The 14432-nt window shown below is 63.6% G+C and carries 13 protein-coding genes; 5 read left to right on the forward strand and 8 right to left on the reverse strand.

Going from position 1 to position 14432, the window contains the following annotated elements; translation table 11 throughout:
* Positions 1 to 98: 98 nt before the first annotated feature.
* Positions 99 to 1121, forward strand: a complete 1023-nt coding sequence (locus tag BLS48_RS24430) for a fatty acid desaturase (protein ID WP_091583271.1) — start codon at positions 99 to 101, stop codon at positions 1119 to 1121.
* 75 nt (positions 1122 to 1196) lie between these two features.
* Complete coding sequence (locus tag BLS48_RS24435; protein ID WP_091583273.1) at positions 1197 to 2150, forward strand: phosphoribosylaminoimidazolesuccinocarboxamide synthase; 954 nt, start codon at positions 1197 to 1199, stop codon at positions 2148 to 2150.
* 45 nt (positions 2151 to 2195) lie between these two features.
* Here BLS48_RS24435 and BLS48_RS24440 read toward each other — a convergent pair whose 3' ends face one another.
* From BLS48_RS24440 to cysG, 7 genes are all read right to left on the reverse strand, one after another.
* Positions 2196 to 2816, reverse strand: a complete 621-nt coding sequence (locus BLS48_RS24440; protein ID WP_091583276.1) for a DJ-1/PfpI family protein — start codon at positions 2814 to 2816, stop codon at positions 2196 to 2198.
* A gap of 192 nt (positions 2817 to 3008) precedes the next feature.
* The gene (locus BLS48_RS24445; protein ID WP_091583279.1) at positions 3009 to 4616 is read right to left on the reverse strand and encodes a GMC family oxidoreductase; all 1608 of its coding nucleotides are present in this window, start codon (positions 4614 to 4616) and stop codon (positions 3009 to 3011) included.
* Positions 4617 to 4733: 117 nt separating this feature from the next.
* Positions 4734 to 5267 (reverse strand): DUF934 domain-containing protein, encoded by a 534-nt coding sequence (locus tag BLS48_RS24450; protein ID WP_091583281.1) that lies wholly within the window; start codon positions 5265 to 5267, stop codon positions 4734 to 4736.
* 170 nt (positions 5268 to 5437) lie between these two features.
* Entirely contained in the window at positions 5438 to 6202 is a 765-nt protein-coding gene (locus BLS48_RS24455) for a phosphoadenylyl-sulfate reductase (protein ID WP_091583284.1), read from the reverse strand.
* Positions 6177 to 7847, reverse strand: coding sequence for a nitrite/sulfite reductase (locus BLS48_RS24460; protein WP_091583286.1), 1671 nt, complete (start codon positions 7845 to 7847; stop codon positions 6177 to 6179). The genes BLS48_RS24455 and BLS48_RS24460 overlap by 26 nt, the downstream gene beginning before the upstream one ends.
* A 47-nt stretch (positions 7848 to 7894) precedes the next feature.
* Positions 7895 to 8188: a DUF2849 domain-containing protein gene (locus tag BLS48_RS24465; protein ID WP_091583289.1), complete on the reverse strand. Its 294-nt coding sequence runs from the start codon at positions 8186 to 8188 to the stop codon at positions 7895 to 7897.
* Positions 8185 to 9636, reverse strand: a complete 1452-nt coding sequence (gene cysG, locus BLS48_RS24470) for a siroheme synthase CysG (RefSeq protein WP_091583292.1) — start codon at positions 9634 to 9636, stop codon at positions 8185 to 8187. Before cysG ends, BLS48_RS24465 begins: the two co-directional genes overlap by 4 nt.
* Before the next feature lie 428 nt (positions 9637 to 10064).
* Here cysG and BLS48_RS24475 point away from each other — a divergent pair, with 428 nt between their 5' ends.
* Positions 10065 to 10514 carry a baeRF12 domain-containing protein gene (locus tag BLS48_RS24475; RefSeq protein ID WP_091583295.1) on the forward strand — a complete coding sequence of 150 codons (450 nt, stop codon included), beginning with the start codon at positions 10065 to 10067 and terminating at the stop codon, positions 10512 to 10514.
* Positions 10515 to 10705: 191 nt separating this feature from the next.
* Positions 10706 to 12502 carry a cation:proton antiporter domain-containing protein gene (locus tag BLS48_RS24480; protein WP_091583297.1) on the forward strand — a complete coding sequence of 599 codons (1797 nt, stop codon included), beginning with the start codon at positions 10706 to 10708 and terminating at the stop codon, positions 12500 to 12502.
* A 66-nt stretch (positions 12503 to 12568) separates the two neighbouring features.
* Here BLS48_RS24480 and BLS48_RS24485 read toward each other — a convergent pair whose 3' ends face one another.
* On the reverse strand, positions 12569 to 13378 hold the full coding sequence (locus tag BLS48_RS24485; protein ID WP_091583300.1) for an AraC family transcriptional regulator: 810 nt from the start codon (positions 13376 to 13378) through the stop codon (positions 12569 to 12571).
* A gap of 92 nt (positions 13379 to 13470) precedes the next feature.
* On the opposite strand from BLS48_RS24485, the gene BLS48_RS24490 reads away from it, so the two are divergent.
* Positions 13471 to 14391, forward strand: a complete 921-nt coding sequence (locus BLS48_RS24490; protein WP_091583304.1) for a zinc-binding dehydrogenase — start codon at positions 13471 to 13473, stop codon at positions 14389 to 14391.
* Positions 14392 to 14432 lie beyond the last annotated feature (41 nt).

Consider the following 14432-nt stretch of genomic DNA (forward strand, 5'->3'; position numbering starts at 1 on the left):
GAAGGCCGGCCTCACATGGCTGTCGCGCGACAATTACGCGCAGTAATTTCACGTGAACATCGCCTTGCGGCGCCACCCTCCGGCGTCTATATTCCCTGATGAACATGATTTCCCCTGAGACGGCGGCCAGCAGCAAACGTGCGTGGCTGAAGATTTTGGCGCGCTACAAGAAGCCAGACAGGCGTCGCAGCGCCCTCGAACTCGCCATCACCCTCATTCCTTTCGCCCTGCTCTGGGGCCTCTCCTCCGCAGCCTATGCCTATGGCCATTGGTGGGGGCTGATCCTCATCCTTCCCGCGGCCGGGTTCCTGGTGCGGATATTCATGATCCAGCACGATTGCGGCCATGGCTCTTTCTTCGCCAATCGCTATGCCGACGACTGGATCGGCCGCGCGCTCGGCGTCCTGACGCTGACTCCGTACGACTGCTGGCGGCGCGCCCACGCGACGCATCACGCCAGCGCCGGTAACCTTGACGAGCGCGGCATGGGCGACATCAGGACGCTGACCGTTGCCGAATACCGGCAAATGTCTTGGCGGGGCCGCCTTGCCTATCGTCTCTATCGCCACCCGCTTGTGATGTTCGGCCTTGGACCGATCTGGCTGTTCATCTTCGAGCAAAGGCTGCCAATCGGCATGATGCGGGGCGGCCTGACGCCCTGGCTGTCGTCAATGACCACCAATCTCGCTATCGCGGTTGCGGCGGCCGTTCTCATCTGGTTTGTCGGCCCCGGCGCGTTCCTGGTGGTCCATCTGCCGATCGTCATCCTCGCCGGCTCGGCCGGCATCTGGCTGTTCTACGTCCAGCACCAGTTCGAGGAGACCGAATGGGCAAAGGATTCCGAATGGGAATTCCAGCATGCCGCCCTGCATGGATCATCTTACTACGACCTGCCGCCGGTGCTGAACTGGTTCACTGGCAATATCGGCGTCCACCATGTCCACCACCTCTCCGCCAGGGTACCGGGCTACCGGTTGCAGGAAGTGCTGCGGGATTATCCGGAACTGCGCGGCATCGGACGCGTCACGCTTGTCGAAAGCCTGCGCTGCGTCAAACTGGCGTTGTGGGACGAAAACCGCCGGAAGCTGGTGTCGTTCCGCGAGGCACGGGCGGCGATCTAAAACCAATCGACATTCATCGGTCTAGCATCGAGCTTCGGGCAATTTGCGGCGACCATCGGCAAACGACATGCACCAATGAGCGATCCGCGCGTACTTTCAGATGCCTTCATCCCCGAACTTCCGAACCGCTACAGCGGCAAGGTACGGGAAAATTACGACCTGCCGGACGGGCGGCGCATCATTATCGCCACCGACCGCATCAGTGCCTTCGACACCATCCTGACCTCAATCCCGTTCAAGGGAGAGATCCTGACTCAGATCGCCAGGTACTGGTTTGAAGAGACTGCCGATATCTGCCCGAACCATGTTCTTGAATATCCCGACCCGAACGTCGTCGTGGGGACCCGGCTCGAGATCCTGCCTGTCGAAATTGTTGTTCGTGGCTATCTGGCGGGAACCACCAGCACGTCAATCCTGACCAAATACAAGAATGGCGAGCGGGATATGTATGGAACTGTCCTGCCGGACGGGTTGCGTGCAAACGAAAAGCTTCGCGAGGCGATCATCACCCCGACGAGCAAGGCTTTTGATGGCGGTCATGATGAACCTCTGACCGAAGCCGAAATAATCGAACGAGGCCTTCTCACACCGGCGCAATGGCATATCGTGTCAAGCTACGCCTTGCGGTTGTTCGCCCGGGGCCAGGCGCGCGCCGCCGAACGCGGCCTGATCCTCGCCGACACGAAATACGAGTTCGGCGTCGACAAGGATGGGACGATCGTGCTCGCCGACGAGATCCACACGCCTGACAGCAGTCGGTACTGGATCGCGAAGACGTACGAGCAGGCACTCGAAAACGGCACGAGGCCAGACAGTTTCGACAAGGATTTCATCCGGTCGTGGGTCTCGGCCCGATGCGACCCGTACAAGGAGCCGATCCCGAAGATTCCTGACGAGATCGTCAATCAGGCCTCACGGATCTATGCCCAGGCTTATGAAGCGATCACAGGCAAGGAGTTCTTGCCCGACCTCTCAGGAGACACCGTACTGGATCGCATCCGCGGCAATCTCAAGCGTTACTTCCAATGAATGCCGCCGCACCATGCGGCGCGGCGGCATTGGCAAACTCCCTGATCAAGCCGCCTGGCGCTCATCGCGCATCAGGATCTCGCCATGGCGGATTTCCGTGCCCAGCACCTTCAGGCATTCACGGATGAAGTTGGACAGGCCGGGCCAGCCCTTGGCTGAAACGAGATTGCCGTCGACATGCGCGCCGGTGGGCGCGACGTCGATATAGATGCCGCCGGCGAGCGTCACTTCCGGCTCGCAATAATGCAGCGCCGCGACTTCCCTTCCCCGCACCACGCCGTCGACGGCAATCAGGATCTGCACGCCATGGCAGATGGTGAAGATCGGCTTGCCGGCCTCATGGAAATGCCGCACCAGCGCCTGTACGCGCTTGTCGATGCGGATGTATTCCGGCCCGCGCCCGCCAGCCGCATAGACGGCGTCGTATTTGGCCGGGTCCACTTCGGAAAACGTCTTGTTGAGGATGTAGTCGTGGCCTGGCTTTTCCGTATAGGTCTGGTGGCCTTCGAAGTCGTGCAGCGACGTCTTCAATATATCGCCCGCCTTCTTGTCCGGGCAGACAACATGCACCGTGTGGCCGACGGCGTGCATGGCCTGTTCAAAGACGAAAATCTCGTACTCCTCGCTGAACTCGCCAACGAGCATCAATATCTTCTTGCCAGCCATTCCCGGTTCCTCCCTTGTGGCCATATTTATTTCGGGTCGCGAAATAATAGCTCTATCCTAAGAGCAGGAGGACAAAAGGGAAAGCGAAAATCGCATTGTGGTAAGACCAGATCGAACAAGTTGCGGTCGGCCTTCCAAAAAGGCTCATCACAACAACAACAAATGACGCCACTGGTTCGACCAGAAATCCGGTCAGGCGGCCGTCTTGATCATGTCCGCCGCCTTTTCGGCGATCATGATGGTCGGTGCATTGGTGTTGCCGCCGATCAGCGTCGGCATCACCGAAGCGTCGACGACCCGCAAGGCCTGGATGCCGCGCACACGCAGTTGCGGATCGACCACCGCCATATCGTCGGTACCCATCTTGCAGGTGCCCGCCGGGTGATAGATCGTATCGGCTCGGGCGCGGATATGCGCCATCAACTCCGCGTCGCTCGAAACCCCGGCGGTGTAGATCTCCTTGTCGCGATATTTGGCCAGAGCTGGCGCCTCCAGTATGCCGCGCATCATTCTGACGCCCTTGAGCAACAGGTCGGCGTCGCGTTCGTCGGACAGGAAACGCGGATCGATGCGGGGTGGCGCCAGCGGATTTGGCGTCGACAGACCGACCTCGCCGCGCGAATGCGGCCGAAGCACGCAAACATGGCAGGAAAAGCCATAACCCATATGCAGCTTGCGGCCATGATCATCGACGATGGCGATGCAGAAGTGCAGTTGCAGGTCGGGCCGGTCTATCGCCGGGTCGGATTTGAGAAAGGCGCCACCCTCCGCGTAAGGCGTCGCGATCATGCCGCCGCCGTCCTTGCGCCAGCGCCGCAGATGCCGCAGCAGGCCAGGCAGGCCGCGCAGGCCGATGCCCATCATGTCGGCATCCCTTGACGTCCAGCCCATGATGAAATCGAGATGATCCTGCAGGTTCTTGCCGACGCCGGGCAGTTCATGAACGATCGGAATTCCGTGCGCCGCAAGCTCGACAGCCGGGCCGATCCCCGAAAGCAACAAGAGTTGCGGTGAGCCGAAAGCACCACCGCAGACAATGACCTCACGCCTGGCTTTCACAACGACTTCGTCCTTGCCCGCGCGGTAGCGCACGCCGGTGGCCCGCTTGCCGTCAAGGACGATGCCCGTGGCATGCGCTCCGGTGATCACGGTCAGGTTCGGCCGGTTCATGGCCGGATGCAGATAGGCGGCGGCCGCCGAGCAGCGCTCGCCATTGCGGCGTTCGCCCCAGAATTGCGTCACCTGATAAAGCCCCGCCCCTTCCTGCTCTGGTCCATTGAAATCATCGTTGCGACGGATCTGGTTTTCGCCGCAGGCCTCGACAAACGCCCGGGACAGCGCACGCGGCTCCTGCTGCTCGGCGACCCGCAGCGGCCCGTCGCCGCCGTGCAGGGCGCTGGTGCCGCGCTGGTTGCCTTCCGCGCGCCGGAAATAGGGCAACACCTCGTTCCATGACCAGCCGTCGCAGCCGAGATCGGCCCATTCGTCATAGTCGCCACTGTGCCCGCGTGTGTAGAGCATGGCATTGATGGCGCTGGAGCCGCCCAGCGCCTTGCCGCGCGGCTGGTAGCCCTTGCGGCCGCCAAGCCCCTGCTGCGGCACCGTCTCGAATGCCCAGTTGTTGATCTTCGGCCTGCCTGGCAGCAGGGCAATGATGCCCGCCGGGGCGCGAATGAGCAGGTTCCTGCCCTCGCCGCCGGCTTCGATCAGGCAGACTGTTTTCGATGGATCTTCGGAGAGCCGCGCGGCAAGCGTGCAGCCAGCGGACCCGCCGCCGGCGATGACATAGTCGAAATCCATGGTCTCCTCCTGGCACCCGGCGGATGTTTCCGTCCGGACGACCAAGAGAAGGCCTGATCACCGCTGATGTAAAGGCGCCCGGAACTACCGCTGCGTCAACCCAAGCAGCATTGAGATTCAGCCGGCCCGCACCCGTCGCCAGGAATACTTTGGGCCCTTGGGCTCCGGCACGGCGGCCGGCTGGTAGTATAGCCCCAACCCGCCGGTGCGTCCCTCTTCCAGGCGCTTCAACAGCACCGGATTCGAAATCTCGAACTCATCGAAGCCAAGCCGCAGCATATGCGGCAACTGGTCGACGAGAACCTGCCCGGTGGCGCGCACCGCGCCTTCGAAATGATAGCGCCCGCGCAGCAGTTCACCCTTGGAGAAGGAGCGGCCGTCGCTGAAGGCCGGGAAGGCCAGTGCCACCAGCGACAGCTGGTCGAGCAGGTCGGCTATCTTCTCGAGCTGATCGCCTGGCTGCAGCACGACGCCGAGCCGCTCCTTGGCGGAGCGGCGCACTTGCGGGTCAAGGTCTAGGAACGCCTGCAGCGGCAGGATGAAGCGGCCATTGCCGGCAAGCGCCTCGGCGCTTTCGGCATGAGCCCACTCATCCTCACGAAAACCCGTCGGGGTCCACAGGCGGGTCTCCGGTGTCGTCGGTTCAGTCATCAAAAGTTCCTAAATATTCAAACGGCCAAGGATGTGTTGAGATTCAGGTCAGGCTGCGCCGAAAATGGCGGCTTCCGAGAACCGGAGCGGAGCGTACCTGAAGTACGTGAGCACCGGAAGCGCAGGAAGCTGCCGTTTGCAGGCCAGCCTCACCTGAATATCAGCACATCCTAAAGGGATGCATCGGTCAGCGACACCTCCAACCCCGAAAGGTGGATGCCGCACTCGGTCTTGGCATGGCCTGCCCAGCGGCCGCTGCGCGCGTCCTCGCCCGGCTGCACAGGCTGCGTGCACGGGAAGCAGCCGATCGACAGATAGCCATAGGCGACCAGCGGATTTTCGCGCAGCGCATGCGCGCGCATGTAGTCGGCCTGGTCCGATGTCGTCCAATGCGCCAATGGATTGATGCGCATACGCGCGCCGACCGCCTCGAACACCGGAATCGCCGCCCGCGTCGCGGCCTGGAAGCGCTTGCGCCCGGTGAGCCAGGCACGAAACGGCGCGACACCACGCGCCAGTGGCTCGACCTTGCGCACGTCGCAGCAGGCGTCGGTGTCGCTCTGGTGCAGATTGCCCGTCGGATCGATCCGTTCGAGCGCAGCCTCCTCGGGCTTGATTACCCGGATATTGGTCAGCCCGAAATCGGCGACAAGCGCGTCGCGATAGCCGAGCGTCTCCTCGAAATGCTTGCCGGTGTCGAGGAAGATGACCGGCAGCGTGCGGTCGATCTTGGCGATCATGTGCAGCAGCACCGCCGAATCCGCTCCGAAAGACGACACCGCGGCGATCTCGTCGTGGAACAGTTCACGGGCCGACCGTTCGATGATCTCGAGCGGATTCAGATGACCGTAAAGCGCATCGAGTCCCGCCGCCCTGGCGGCGATGCCGTCATCGACGTCGACGATACGGTCAAGCGGCCTTGGCTTCGCCAGCATAGAGCGCCTCCTTGAACGGCGCGGGACCGACACGGCGGTAGGCGTCGATGAATTTCTCTTGGGGGTTGAGCCGAAGGCCGAGATAGGTCTCGACGATCTGCTCGATGGCGTCGGTGATCTCTTCCGACGAGAAGCCGCGGCCGATGATCTCGCCGACCGACGTGTTCTCGTCGGCCGAGCCGCCAAGCGTCACCTGATAGAGCTCCGAGCCCTTCTTCTCGACACCCAGTATGCCGATATGTCCTACATGGTGATGGCCGCAGGCATTGATGCAGCCGGAGATCTTCAGCTTCAGTTCGCCGATCTCGCGCTGCCGCTCCAGCGAGGCGAAGCGGCGCGAGATTTCCTGCGCGATCGGGATCGAGCGCGCCGTCGCCAGCGCGCAGTAATCGAGGCCCGGGCACGAGATGATGTCCGATATCAGGTTGGAATTGGCCGTCGCCAGCCCGATGTCGACCAGCGCGTCATAGACCGCCTTGAGGTCGGCGCGCGCCACGTGCGGCAGGATCAGGTTCTGCTCATGGCTGACGCGAAGTTCGTCGAAGGCGTATTTCTCGGCGATGTCGGCGACCGCTTCCATCTGGCTGTCCGAGGCGTCGCCCGGAACCTCGCCGATGCCCTTCAGGGAGATGGTCACCGCCGCGTAGTCGGGATGGCGGTGCGTCACCACGTTCTGGTCGAGCCACTGCGAGAAGCCCTTCGAATCCAGCCGTGCAAGCTTGACTGCCTGGTCGCCTTCCGGCCGGTCGGTCAGCGCCGGCGGCGCGAAATAGGCCTCGATAGCGCGGATGTCGGCCGCCGGCAGCTTCAGCTCGGCGTCCTTCAACTCCTGCCACTCGGCCTCGACCTGGCGGGTGATTTCGTCGACGCCGGTTTCGTGGACCAGGATCTTGATGCGCGCCTTGTACTTGTTGTCGCGGCGGCCATAGAGGTTGTAAACGCGCAGGATCGCCGTGCAGTAGGACAGGAGGTCGGCTTCCGGCAGGAAGTCGCGGATCTTTCTGGCCACCATCGGCGTGCGGCCCTGGCCGCCGCCGACATAGACGGCAAAGCCAAGCTCGCCGGCGGCGTTCTTCTTCAGGTGCAGGCCGATGTCATGCGTCTGGATGGCGGCACGGTCGCGCTCGGCACCGGTCACCGCGATCTTGAACTTGCGCGGCAGGAACGAGAATTCCGGATGCACCGACGACCACTGGCGCAGGATTTCCGCATAGGGCCGCGGATCGGCGACTTCGTCGGCGGCCGCGCCGGCGAAATGGTCGGCGGTGACGTTGCGGATGCAATTGCCGCTGGTCTGGATGGCGTGCATCTCGACGCTGGCCAGATCGGCCAGGATCGCCGGAATGTCCGACAACGCCGGCCAGTTGAACTGGATGTTCTGGCGCGTGGTGAAGTGTCCATAGCCCTTGTCGTATTTGCGGGCGATGTGGCCGAGCATGCGCAACTGCTTGCCGTTCAGCGTGCCATAGGGCACCGCGATGCGCAGCATGTAGGCGTGCAGCTGAAGATAGACGCCGTTCATCAGCCGGAGCGGCCGGAACTGGTCCTCGGTGATCTCGCCGGCAAGCCGGCGCTGGACCTGGTCGCTGAACTCGGCGACGCGGGCCTGGACAAAATCGTGGTCGAACTCATCGTAACGGTACATGCTTGGTCTTTCCGGGCGCGTCCGCCAGTGTTCACTAATGGCTTGACTTACGCCGCGTGGGCAGCCTGCTTGCCGAGGTCGTTGCGGATGGTGGGGCCGGCGGCGCGGATCTTCTCGCGCAGCCGCACCGGCTCGACAGCGCCGTTGACGACATCCGCGTCGATCAGATTGACGTCGACCACTTCATTGTCGGCATAGGCCTTGGCGCCGATCGCCTCCAGGCGGTCCTCGGCTGCCTTGTCATGGGCAAGGTCGGCATGGTCCACCGTCTCGGCCCAGCCGCCATCGGCATACCAGACTGCAATGCCGTCGGTCAGGCGGTTGGCGGTCAGTATCTTCATTGTTCAACTCCTACGGCAGCGGCAGTTGCCGCGCTTTCATGCCTGTGTGCCCCGAGCGGCTCGGAACGTTCAAAGTTGGCGCCGGCGACCGCGTCGCCAATGATGGTCATGACCGGGCCGGTCAGATCGGCACGCGCTTCGAGCGACGGCAGGTCGGCAAGCGTGCCGTGGAAACGGCGACGATTGGCAAGGCTGGCATTCTCGACCACGGCCACAGCCGTATCCGGCGACAGGCCCGCTTCGATCAACCGGCCGGCAACCTCGGCTGCCACCGAACGGCCCATATAGACGGCGACGGTGGCGCCGGAAATCGCGAGCTTGGCCCAGTCGGGCAACGAATTGCCCTTGAGGTCGTGGCCAGTGGTGAACACCATCGACGACGACACGCCGCGCAAGGTCAGCGGCAGTTCGAAATCGGCGGCGGCGGCGAAGGCCGCGGTGACACCTGGAACCACCTCATAGGCGATGCCGGCGTCCCGAAGGGCCGCCATCTCCTCGCCGGCCCGGCCGAACACCAGCGGGTCGCCCGACTTCAGCCGCACGACGCGCTTGCCTTCGCGGCCGAGTTCGACCAGCAGCGCATTGATTTCGGCCTGGCTCTTGGTGTGGCAGCCCTTGCGTTTGCCCACCGGCAGGCGCTCGGCATCGCGGCGGCCCATGGCGACGATCGCCTCCGGCACCAGCGCGTCATGAACGATGACATCGGCCTCCGTCAGCAGGCGGTGCGCGCGCAGCGTCAGAAGATCCTCGGCGCCGGGGCCGGCGCCGACCAGAGCGATGTGGCCCGAGGCGGGCGCATTCGACAGCAACAGGTCGGTGGCGGCGTCATGCGCCTGCGACAGCTCGCCGGCTTCGACAGCCCGCGCCGGAGCGCCCTGGAAGAAGCCGCTCCAGAAGCGACGGCGGACATTGCCCTTCGGCAGCAGCTTCTCGGCGGCACTACGAAACGAAGCGGCCAGCACTGCCAGCGATCCAAGCGACGGCGACAGCATCTGGTCGATGCGAGCGCGCAGCATCTGGGCAAGCACCGGGCCGGCGCCTTCCGTGCCGATGGCAATCGCGACCGGTGCACGGTTGACCAGCGCCGGGGTGAAGAAATCGCAGAGCTCCGGCCGGTCGACGGCATTGACCGGAATGCCCAGCCGGTGCGCATCCGCTGCAACGCGGCGGTCAAGCGCCTCGTCGCCGCTGGCCGCAAACACCAGGACCACGCCTTCGAGATGGCTGGCGTCATAGGATACGGCGACGCGCGTCAGATTGTTCTGGGCGATGAAGGTCAAAAGGTCCGGCTCGGCGTTTTCGGCGATAATGCGCAAGACCGCGCTCGACTGTCCTATCAGCCGCGCCTTGGCCAGCGCTTCTTCGCCGCCGCCGACAATGGCCACGGCTTTGCCCTCGACCCGCATGAAGACGGGAAAGGCATTGAGCTTGGCATTGGCCTGCGGCATGACGAAAGCAATCCGGGAACAGTTTGGCAGTTTTACGCCTGGGCGCGAAAAACCAGAAGCAAAGCACTCGCGCATCCGGTGATGGCAGGCAATCGCTTTTTCGCAACTGCGAAAGGCAGGAGAAAAATATTCCACATCCGCGCACAGGGCGGAATCAAGTCGCTAGAGCAGGCCTTGATTTAAGCTCTTTTTAGCCGTCAGCGCCCTATCGCGCAAAACAGTTTTTTCTAATTTCTACCAATTCTGTAGATTAAAGTCGCCGGCCGACGGGCCTCGCCTCCGGCGTCGGACGGACGGCGTTCGGCTGGGCCTTCGCGGTGGGAACATTACCGGTTCGAAACGCGTTGCCAGAACGTCCATCACCCGAAATCGAAACCTGTCTGGAGCGTGGCAAGGCTTCCCGGCAGCGGAGAAAGGAACCTGTCATCATGAACACAATCAACCTGAAGCACGGCATCTGGGTCATGGTGGCAGATGGCGAGAAGGCGCTTTTCCTCAGGAATGCCGGCGACAACAAATATCCGAATCTCGAGGTCGTGCAGGAAATGGAGCAGGACAACCCACCCACCCGCGAGCAAGGCAGTGACAGCCCGGGCCGATACAATGATGGTCCCTCGGTGCACCGCAGCGCGGTCGAGGATACGGACTGGCATCGGATCGGCAAGGAGCGTTTCGCCGATGAGATCGCCGCCAGGCTCTACAAGCTCGCGCATAGTGGCGAGTTCAGCGAGATCGTGCTTGTCGCACCGCCGATGGTGCTGGGGACCATGCGCAAGAAGCTTCATAAGGAAGTCGAGGATAAAGTGACCGCCGAAATTCCCAAGACGCTCACCAACCACGCCCTATTCGAAATCGAGGCCCTGTTGCAGGCAGCCTGATCGTTGACCATCGCGGGAACTCAAAACCGATCGGCGTCTTGTTCGGCCGCCGGTCGAGTATTTGCGGGTTCACCGTCGATTTCATGCCCTCGCGGGTTGCATCGCCGTCATCCCGTCCACCATATTGAACAGGCGGCGGCTTTGGGCGGCGCACATCCGACATCTCAGATTTGAAAGGCGCTCCATAGACAATGCCGCATGACACGCCCCTTATCGCCACTATCGTCGCCGGTCTGGGGCTGGCTTTCGTCTTCGGCGCTCTCGCCAACCGCTTCCGCATTCCGCCGCTGGTCGGCTATCTCGTAGCCGGCGTGCTGGTCGGGCCGAACACGCCGGGCTTCGTCGCCGATGCCGGGCTTGCCAACGAGTTGGCCGAAATCGGCGTCATCCTCCTGATGTTCGGCGTCGGCCTGCATTTCTCGCTGAAGGATCTGCTGTCGGTGCGCGCCATCGCCGTGCCCGGCGCCATCGTCCAGATCGGCTTTGCCACCGCGCTCGGCGCCGGGCTTGCCTGGATGCTCGGCTGGTCGATGGGAGCCGGGCTGGTCTTTGGCCTGGCGCTCTCGGTCGCCTCGACCGTGGTGCTGCTGCGCGCCTTGCAGGAACGCCGCCTGATCGAAAGCGAACGCGGTCGCATCGCGGTCGGCTGGCTGATCGTCGAGGACCTGGCCATGGTGCTGGCGCTGGTACTGCTGCCGGCACTTGCCGGCGTGCTCGGCGGCCAGGAACAGACTGACGCCCACGCCAGCGGCTTGCTGTCGCTGCCGGCCAGCTACGGCATCTGGGGCGTCGTCGGCATCACGCTGGCCAAGGTCGCCGCTTTCGTCGTCGTCATGCTGGTCGTCGGGCGCCGGGTCATTCCCTGGATCCTGCATTATGTCGCCCATACCGGCTCGCGCGAACTGTTCCGGCTGGCCGTGCTCGCCATCGCGCTCGGCGTCGCCTTCGGCGCGGCAAAACTGTTCGGGGTCTCGCTGGCGCTGGGCGCCTTCTTCGCCGGCATGATCATGAGCGAGTCCGAGCTCAGCCATCGCGCGGCGGAAGAATCGCTACCGCTGCGCGATGCCTTCTCGGTGCTGTTCTTCGTCTCGGTCGGCATGCTGTTCGATCCGTTCAGCCTCATCAGCAATGGCTGGCCGATCCTGGCGACGCTCGCCATCATCGTCATCGGCAAGTCGTTGGCGGCGTTCGTCATCGTCATTGCCTTCGGCCATCCGCTGGCCACCGCGCTGATGATTTCGGCGAGCCTTGCCCAGATCGGCGAATTCTCTTTCATCCTGGCCGAACTCGGCGTCGGGCTGAAGCTTCTCCCCGAACAGGGCCGCGACCTCATCCTGGCTGGCGCCATCCTGTCGATCGTCCTCAACCCGCTGATGTTCCTGGCCATCGACTGGATGAAGCCGTGGCTTGAAACCCGCGCCGCCAGGACGGCGCCGCCGGTCGAGGCAAAGCCGGTCGGTCCGGCGACGGAGCCGGGCCAAGTTGCCTCGGTCGTGGCAACAACGAACGGGGAAGACGGGCCGCCGCCGAGGACAAGCCTCACCAACCACGCCATCCTGATCGGCTATGGTCGTGTCGGCAGCCTCGTCGGTGCATCGCTTAAAGAGGCAACCCTGCCCTTTCTCGTCATCGAGGACGCCGACAAGACACTGGCCAGGCTGAAGGCCGACGGCATCGAGACCGTCTCCGGCAACGCGGCCAACGCCGAAGTGTTCGCCGCCGCCAATCCTGAAGGCGCCAAGCGCCTGATCCTCGCCATTCCCAATGCCTTCGAGGCCGGACAGATCGTGATGCGGGCGCGCGCCGCCAATCCCGGCATCAACGTCATTGCCCGCGCCCATTCCGACGCCGAGGTCGAGCATCTCAAGGGCCTCGGCGCCGACACCGTCATCATGGGCGAGCGCGAGATCGCGCGGGGCATTGTCGAAGAGGTGTTCGGGCAAAAGCCGATGCTGCGGCCGGAGGCTGGCGAGCCCTCAGCGGCCTAAACCAATCTCGGCTCGCCCACACGTGCTGGCAATGTGATCGCCTCGGCGGTGCGCAAGCGAGAGCAATCACGCGACGAATGCAGAGCCGCCATTTTGCGCGACACTGCTGAGATATTTTGCCGGGGGCTTCCCAAGCGCCTTCTTGAACATGGTGATGAATGCCGTGACGGAGTCATAGCCGAGATCGCCCGAAACTTGTTGCACGCTCGCGCCGGAGGCCAGCTCCCGTATTGCGACGATCAAGTGCAATTGCTGGCGCCAACGGCCGAAGCTTAAGCCAGTCTCCTTCACGACGAGACGGGCGAGACTGCTCTCGCTGAGCGCAACGCGATTGGCCCACTCCGCCAGCGTGCTGCGGTCGGCAGGATCTTGCGCCAACGCTTCGGCGATCCGCTTCAGGCGCGGCTCGGACGATATCGGCAGATGGAGCCGCTGGACGGGCATGCGCGGCAGTTCGGTGAGCAGCATCCTGGTCAAGAGTTCGCCCCTCGCCTCATCATCCTCCACGCGATCGGCCAGCTCGATGATCAGTTCGCGCAGCAGCGGCGAGATCGAAAGCGTGCAGCACCGGTCCGGCAGATCGGCGGCTCCCGGCTCAATGTAGACGAAGAAAATCCGGGCATTGGCGGTCGCGATGTTGCTGTGCTCCATGCCGCCGGGAATCCACACCCCGCAATGCGGCGGCACCATCCACAAGCCACTGGGAACGCGACAGGTGACCCCGCCGCCCAGCGCGAAGACGAGTTGCCCCTTGCGATGCCAATGGTCGGGCACCTCCGCCCTGGTTTCGGGGACATCAACGCGCACCGCAATCGCCGGCGCGGAAAGCTCATCCACATCGAAATTGAGCCAAGGATAGCGGAGAGGTTGTCTCATGATAGACGGTTTTTAGCGACCAAATGCCATAATAGCTAAATTAACCGAACGGGAAAGTCGATAGGCTTGGGCTTCCAATGAGAGGCCGAACCATGCTCGCCTTAGTCATCTCTCCCGAAAGCGCTGCCGGGCTGAGGCTCGCGGAGCTCGCCGAGCCTCAGCCGGCCTATAGCGAAGCGCTAATCTCGGTCCGCGCGACCTCATTGAACCGCGGTGAACTGCGCCTGCTCGCCATACGTCCGAACGGCTGGGTACCAGGCCAGGACATCGTTGGGGTTGTCGAACACGCGGCAGCGGATGGCTCCGGGCCGGCCGTTGGCGCTCGGGTTGCTGCATTGGTCGACCAAGCCGGCTGGGCCGAACGTGTCGCCGTTCCAACTGACCGCCTCGCCGTCCTGCCTGACAACGTCAGCTTCGTTTCCGCAGCCACGCTTCCGGTCGCGGGCACGACGGCGCTACGGACCCTGCGCCTTGGCGGCGACCTCGCCGGCCAGCGGGTCCTGATCACCGGTGCAAGCGGCGCGGTCGGTCGTTTCCAGGTCCAGATCGCCCGCGAGCAGGGCGCCTCGGTGACCGCGATCGCCGCCGCCCGGCACGCCGAGGACCTCCGCGGCCTTGGCGCCGAGCAGGTTGTCGAGTCGATCGAGCTGGCCGAGGGGCCGTTCTCGCTGATCACCGAGTCGGTCGGTGGCCAAAGCCTCGCCCACGCGATCGAACGCGTCGCACCGGGCGGGACCATAGTCATGTTCGGTTCGAGCAGCGGCGAACTCACGCCCATCGGGTTCCGCCAGTTCGTTCCGGGTCACGAGGGCGCGAGGCTTCAGACTTTTGCGTACTACACGTCCGGTCTTGGCATTGGCGCGGACATCGCCTCGCTGCTCGCTCTGGTCGCCGCTGGCCGGCTGGAAACCCGCGTGGCCTTGACCCTGCCGTGGACAGACATCGCCCAGGCCCTGGACGCACTGCGAGAGCGCAGCTTCAGCGGCAAGGCCGTTCTCACCGTAACCGAATGAGCTGACCGTTTCGGTCAATGACGCCGCGCTCCAGCGCGAGC

Source organism: Mesorhizobium qingshengii, assembly GCF_900103325.1.
Lineage (GTDB): Bacteria > Pseudomonadota > Alphaproteobacteria > Rhizobiales > Rhizobiaceae > Mesorhizobium > Mesorhizobium qingshengii.

Excerpts from the sequence above, each read along its gene's own strand:
- BLS48_RS24430 (WP_091583271.1), top strand. The coding sequence starts at position 99 with ATGAACATGATTTCCCCTGAGACGGCGGCCAGCAGCAAACGTGCGTGG.
- BLS48_RS24435 (WP_091583273.1), top strand. The coding sequence starts at position 1,197 with ATGAGCGATCCGCGCGTACTTTCAGATGCCTTCATCCCCGAACTTCCG.
- BLS48_RS24440 (WP_091583276.1), bottom strand. The coding sequence starts at position 2,816 with ATGGCTGGCAAGAAGATATTGATGCTCGTTGGCGAGTTCAGCGAGGAG.
- BLS48_RS24445 (WP_091583279.1), bottom strand. The coding sequence starts at position 4,616 with ATGGATTTCGACTATGTCATCGCCGGCGGCGGGTCCGCTGGCTGCACG.
- BLS48_RS24450 (WP_091583281.1), bottom strand. The coding sequence starts at position 5,267 with ATGACTGAACCGACGACACCGGAGACCCGCCTGTGGACCCCGACGGGT.
- BLS48_RS24455 (WP_091583284.1), bottom strand. The coding sequence starts at position 6,202 with ATGCTGGCGAAGCCAAGGCCGCTTGACCGTATCGTCGACGTCGATGAC.
- BLS48_RS24460 (WP_091583286.1), bottom strand. The coding sequence starts at position 7,847 with ATGTACCGTTACGATGAGTTCGACCACGATTTTGTCCAGGCCCGCGTC.
- BLS48_RS24465 (WP_091583289.1), bottom strand. The coding sequence starts at position 8,188 with ATGAAGATACTGACCGCCAACCGCCTGACCGACGGCATTGCAGTCTGG.
- cysG (WP_091583292.1), bottom strand. The coding sequence starts at position 9,636 with ATGCCGCAGGCCAATGCCAAGCTCAATGCCTTTCCCGTCTTCATGCGG.
- BLS48_RS24475 (WP_091583295.1), top strand. The coding sequence starts at position 10,065 with ATGAACACAATCAACCTGAAGCACGGCATCTGGGTCATGGTGGCAGAT.
- BLS48_RS24480 (WP_091583297.1), top strand. The coding sequence starts at position 10,706 with ATGCCGCATGACACGCCCCTTATCGCCACTATCGTCGCCGGTCTGGGG.
- BLS48_RS24485 (WP_091583300.1), bottom strand. The coding sequence starts at position 13,378 with ATGAGACAACCTCTCCGCTATCCTTGGCTCAATTTCGATGTGGATGAG.
- BLS48_RS24490 (WP_091583304.1), top strand. The coding sequence starts at position 13,471 with ATGCTCGCCTTAGTCATCTCTCCCGAAAGCGCTGCCGGGCTGAGGCTC.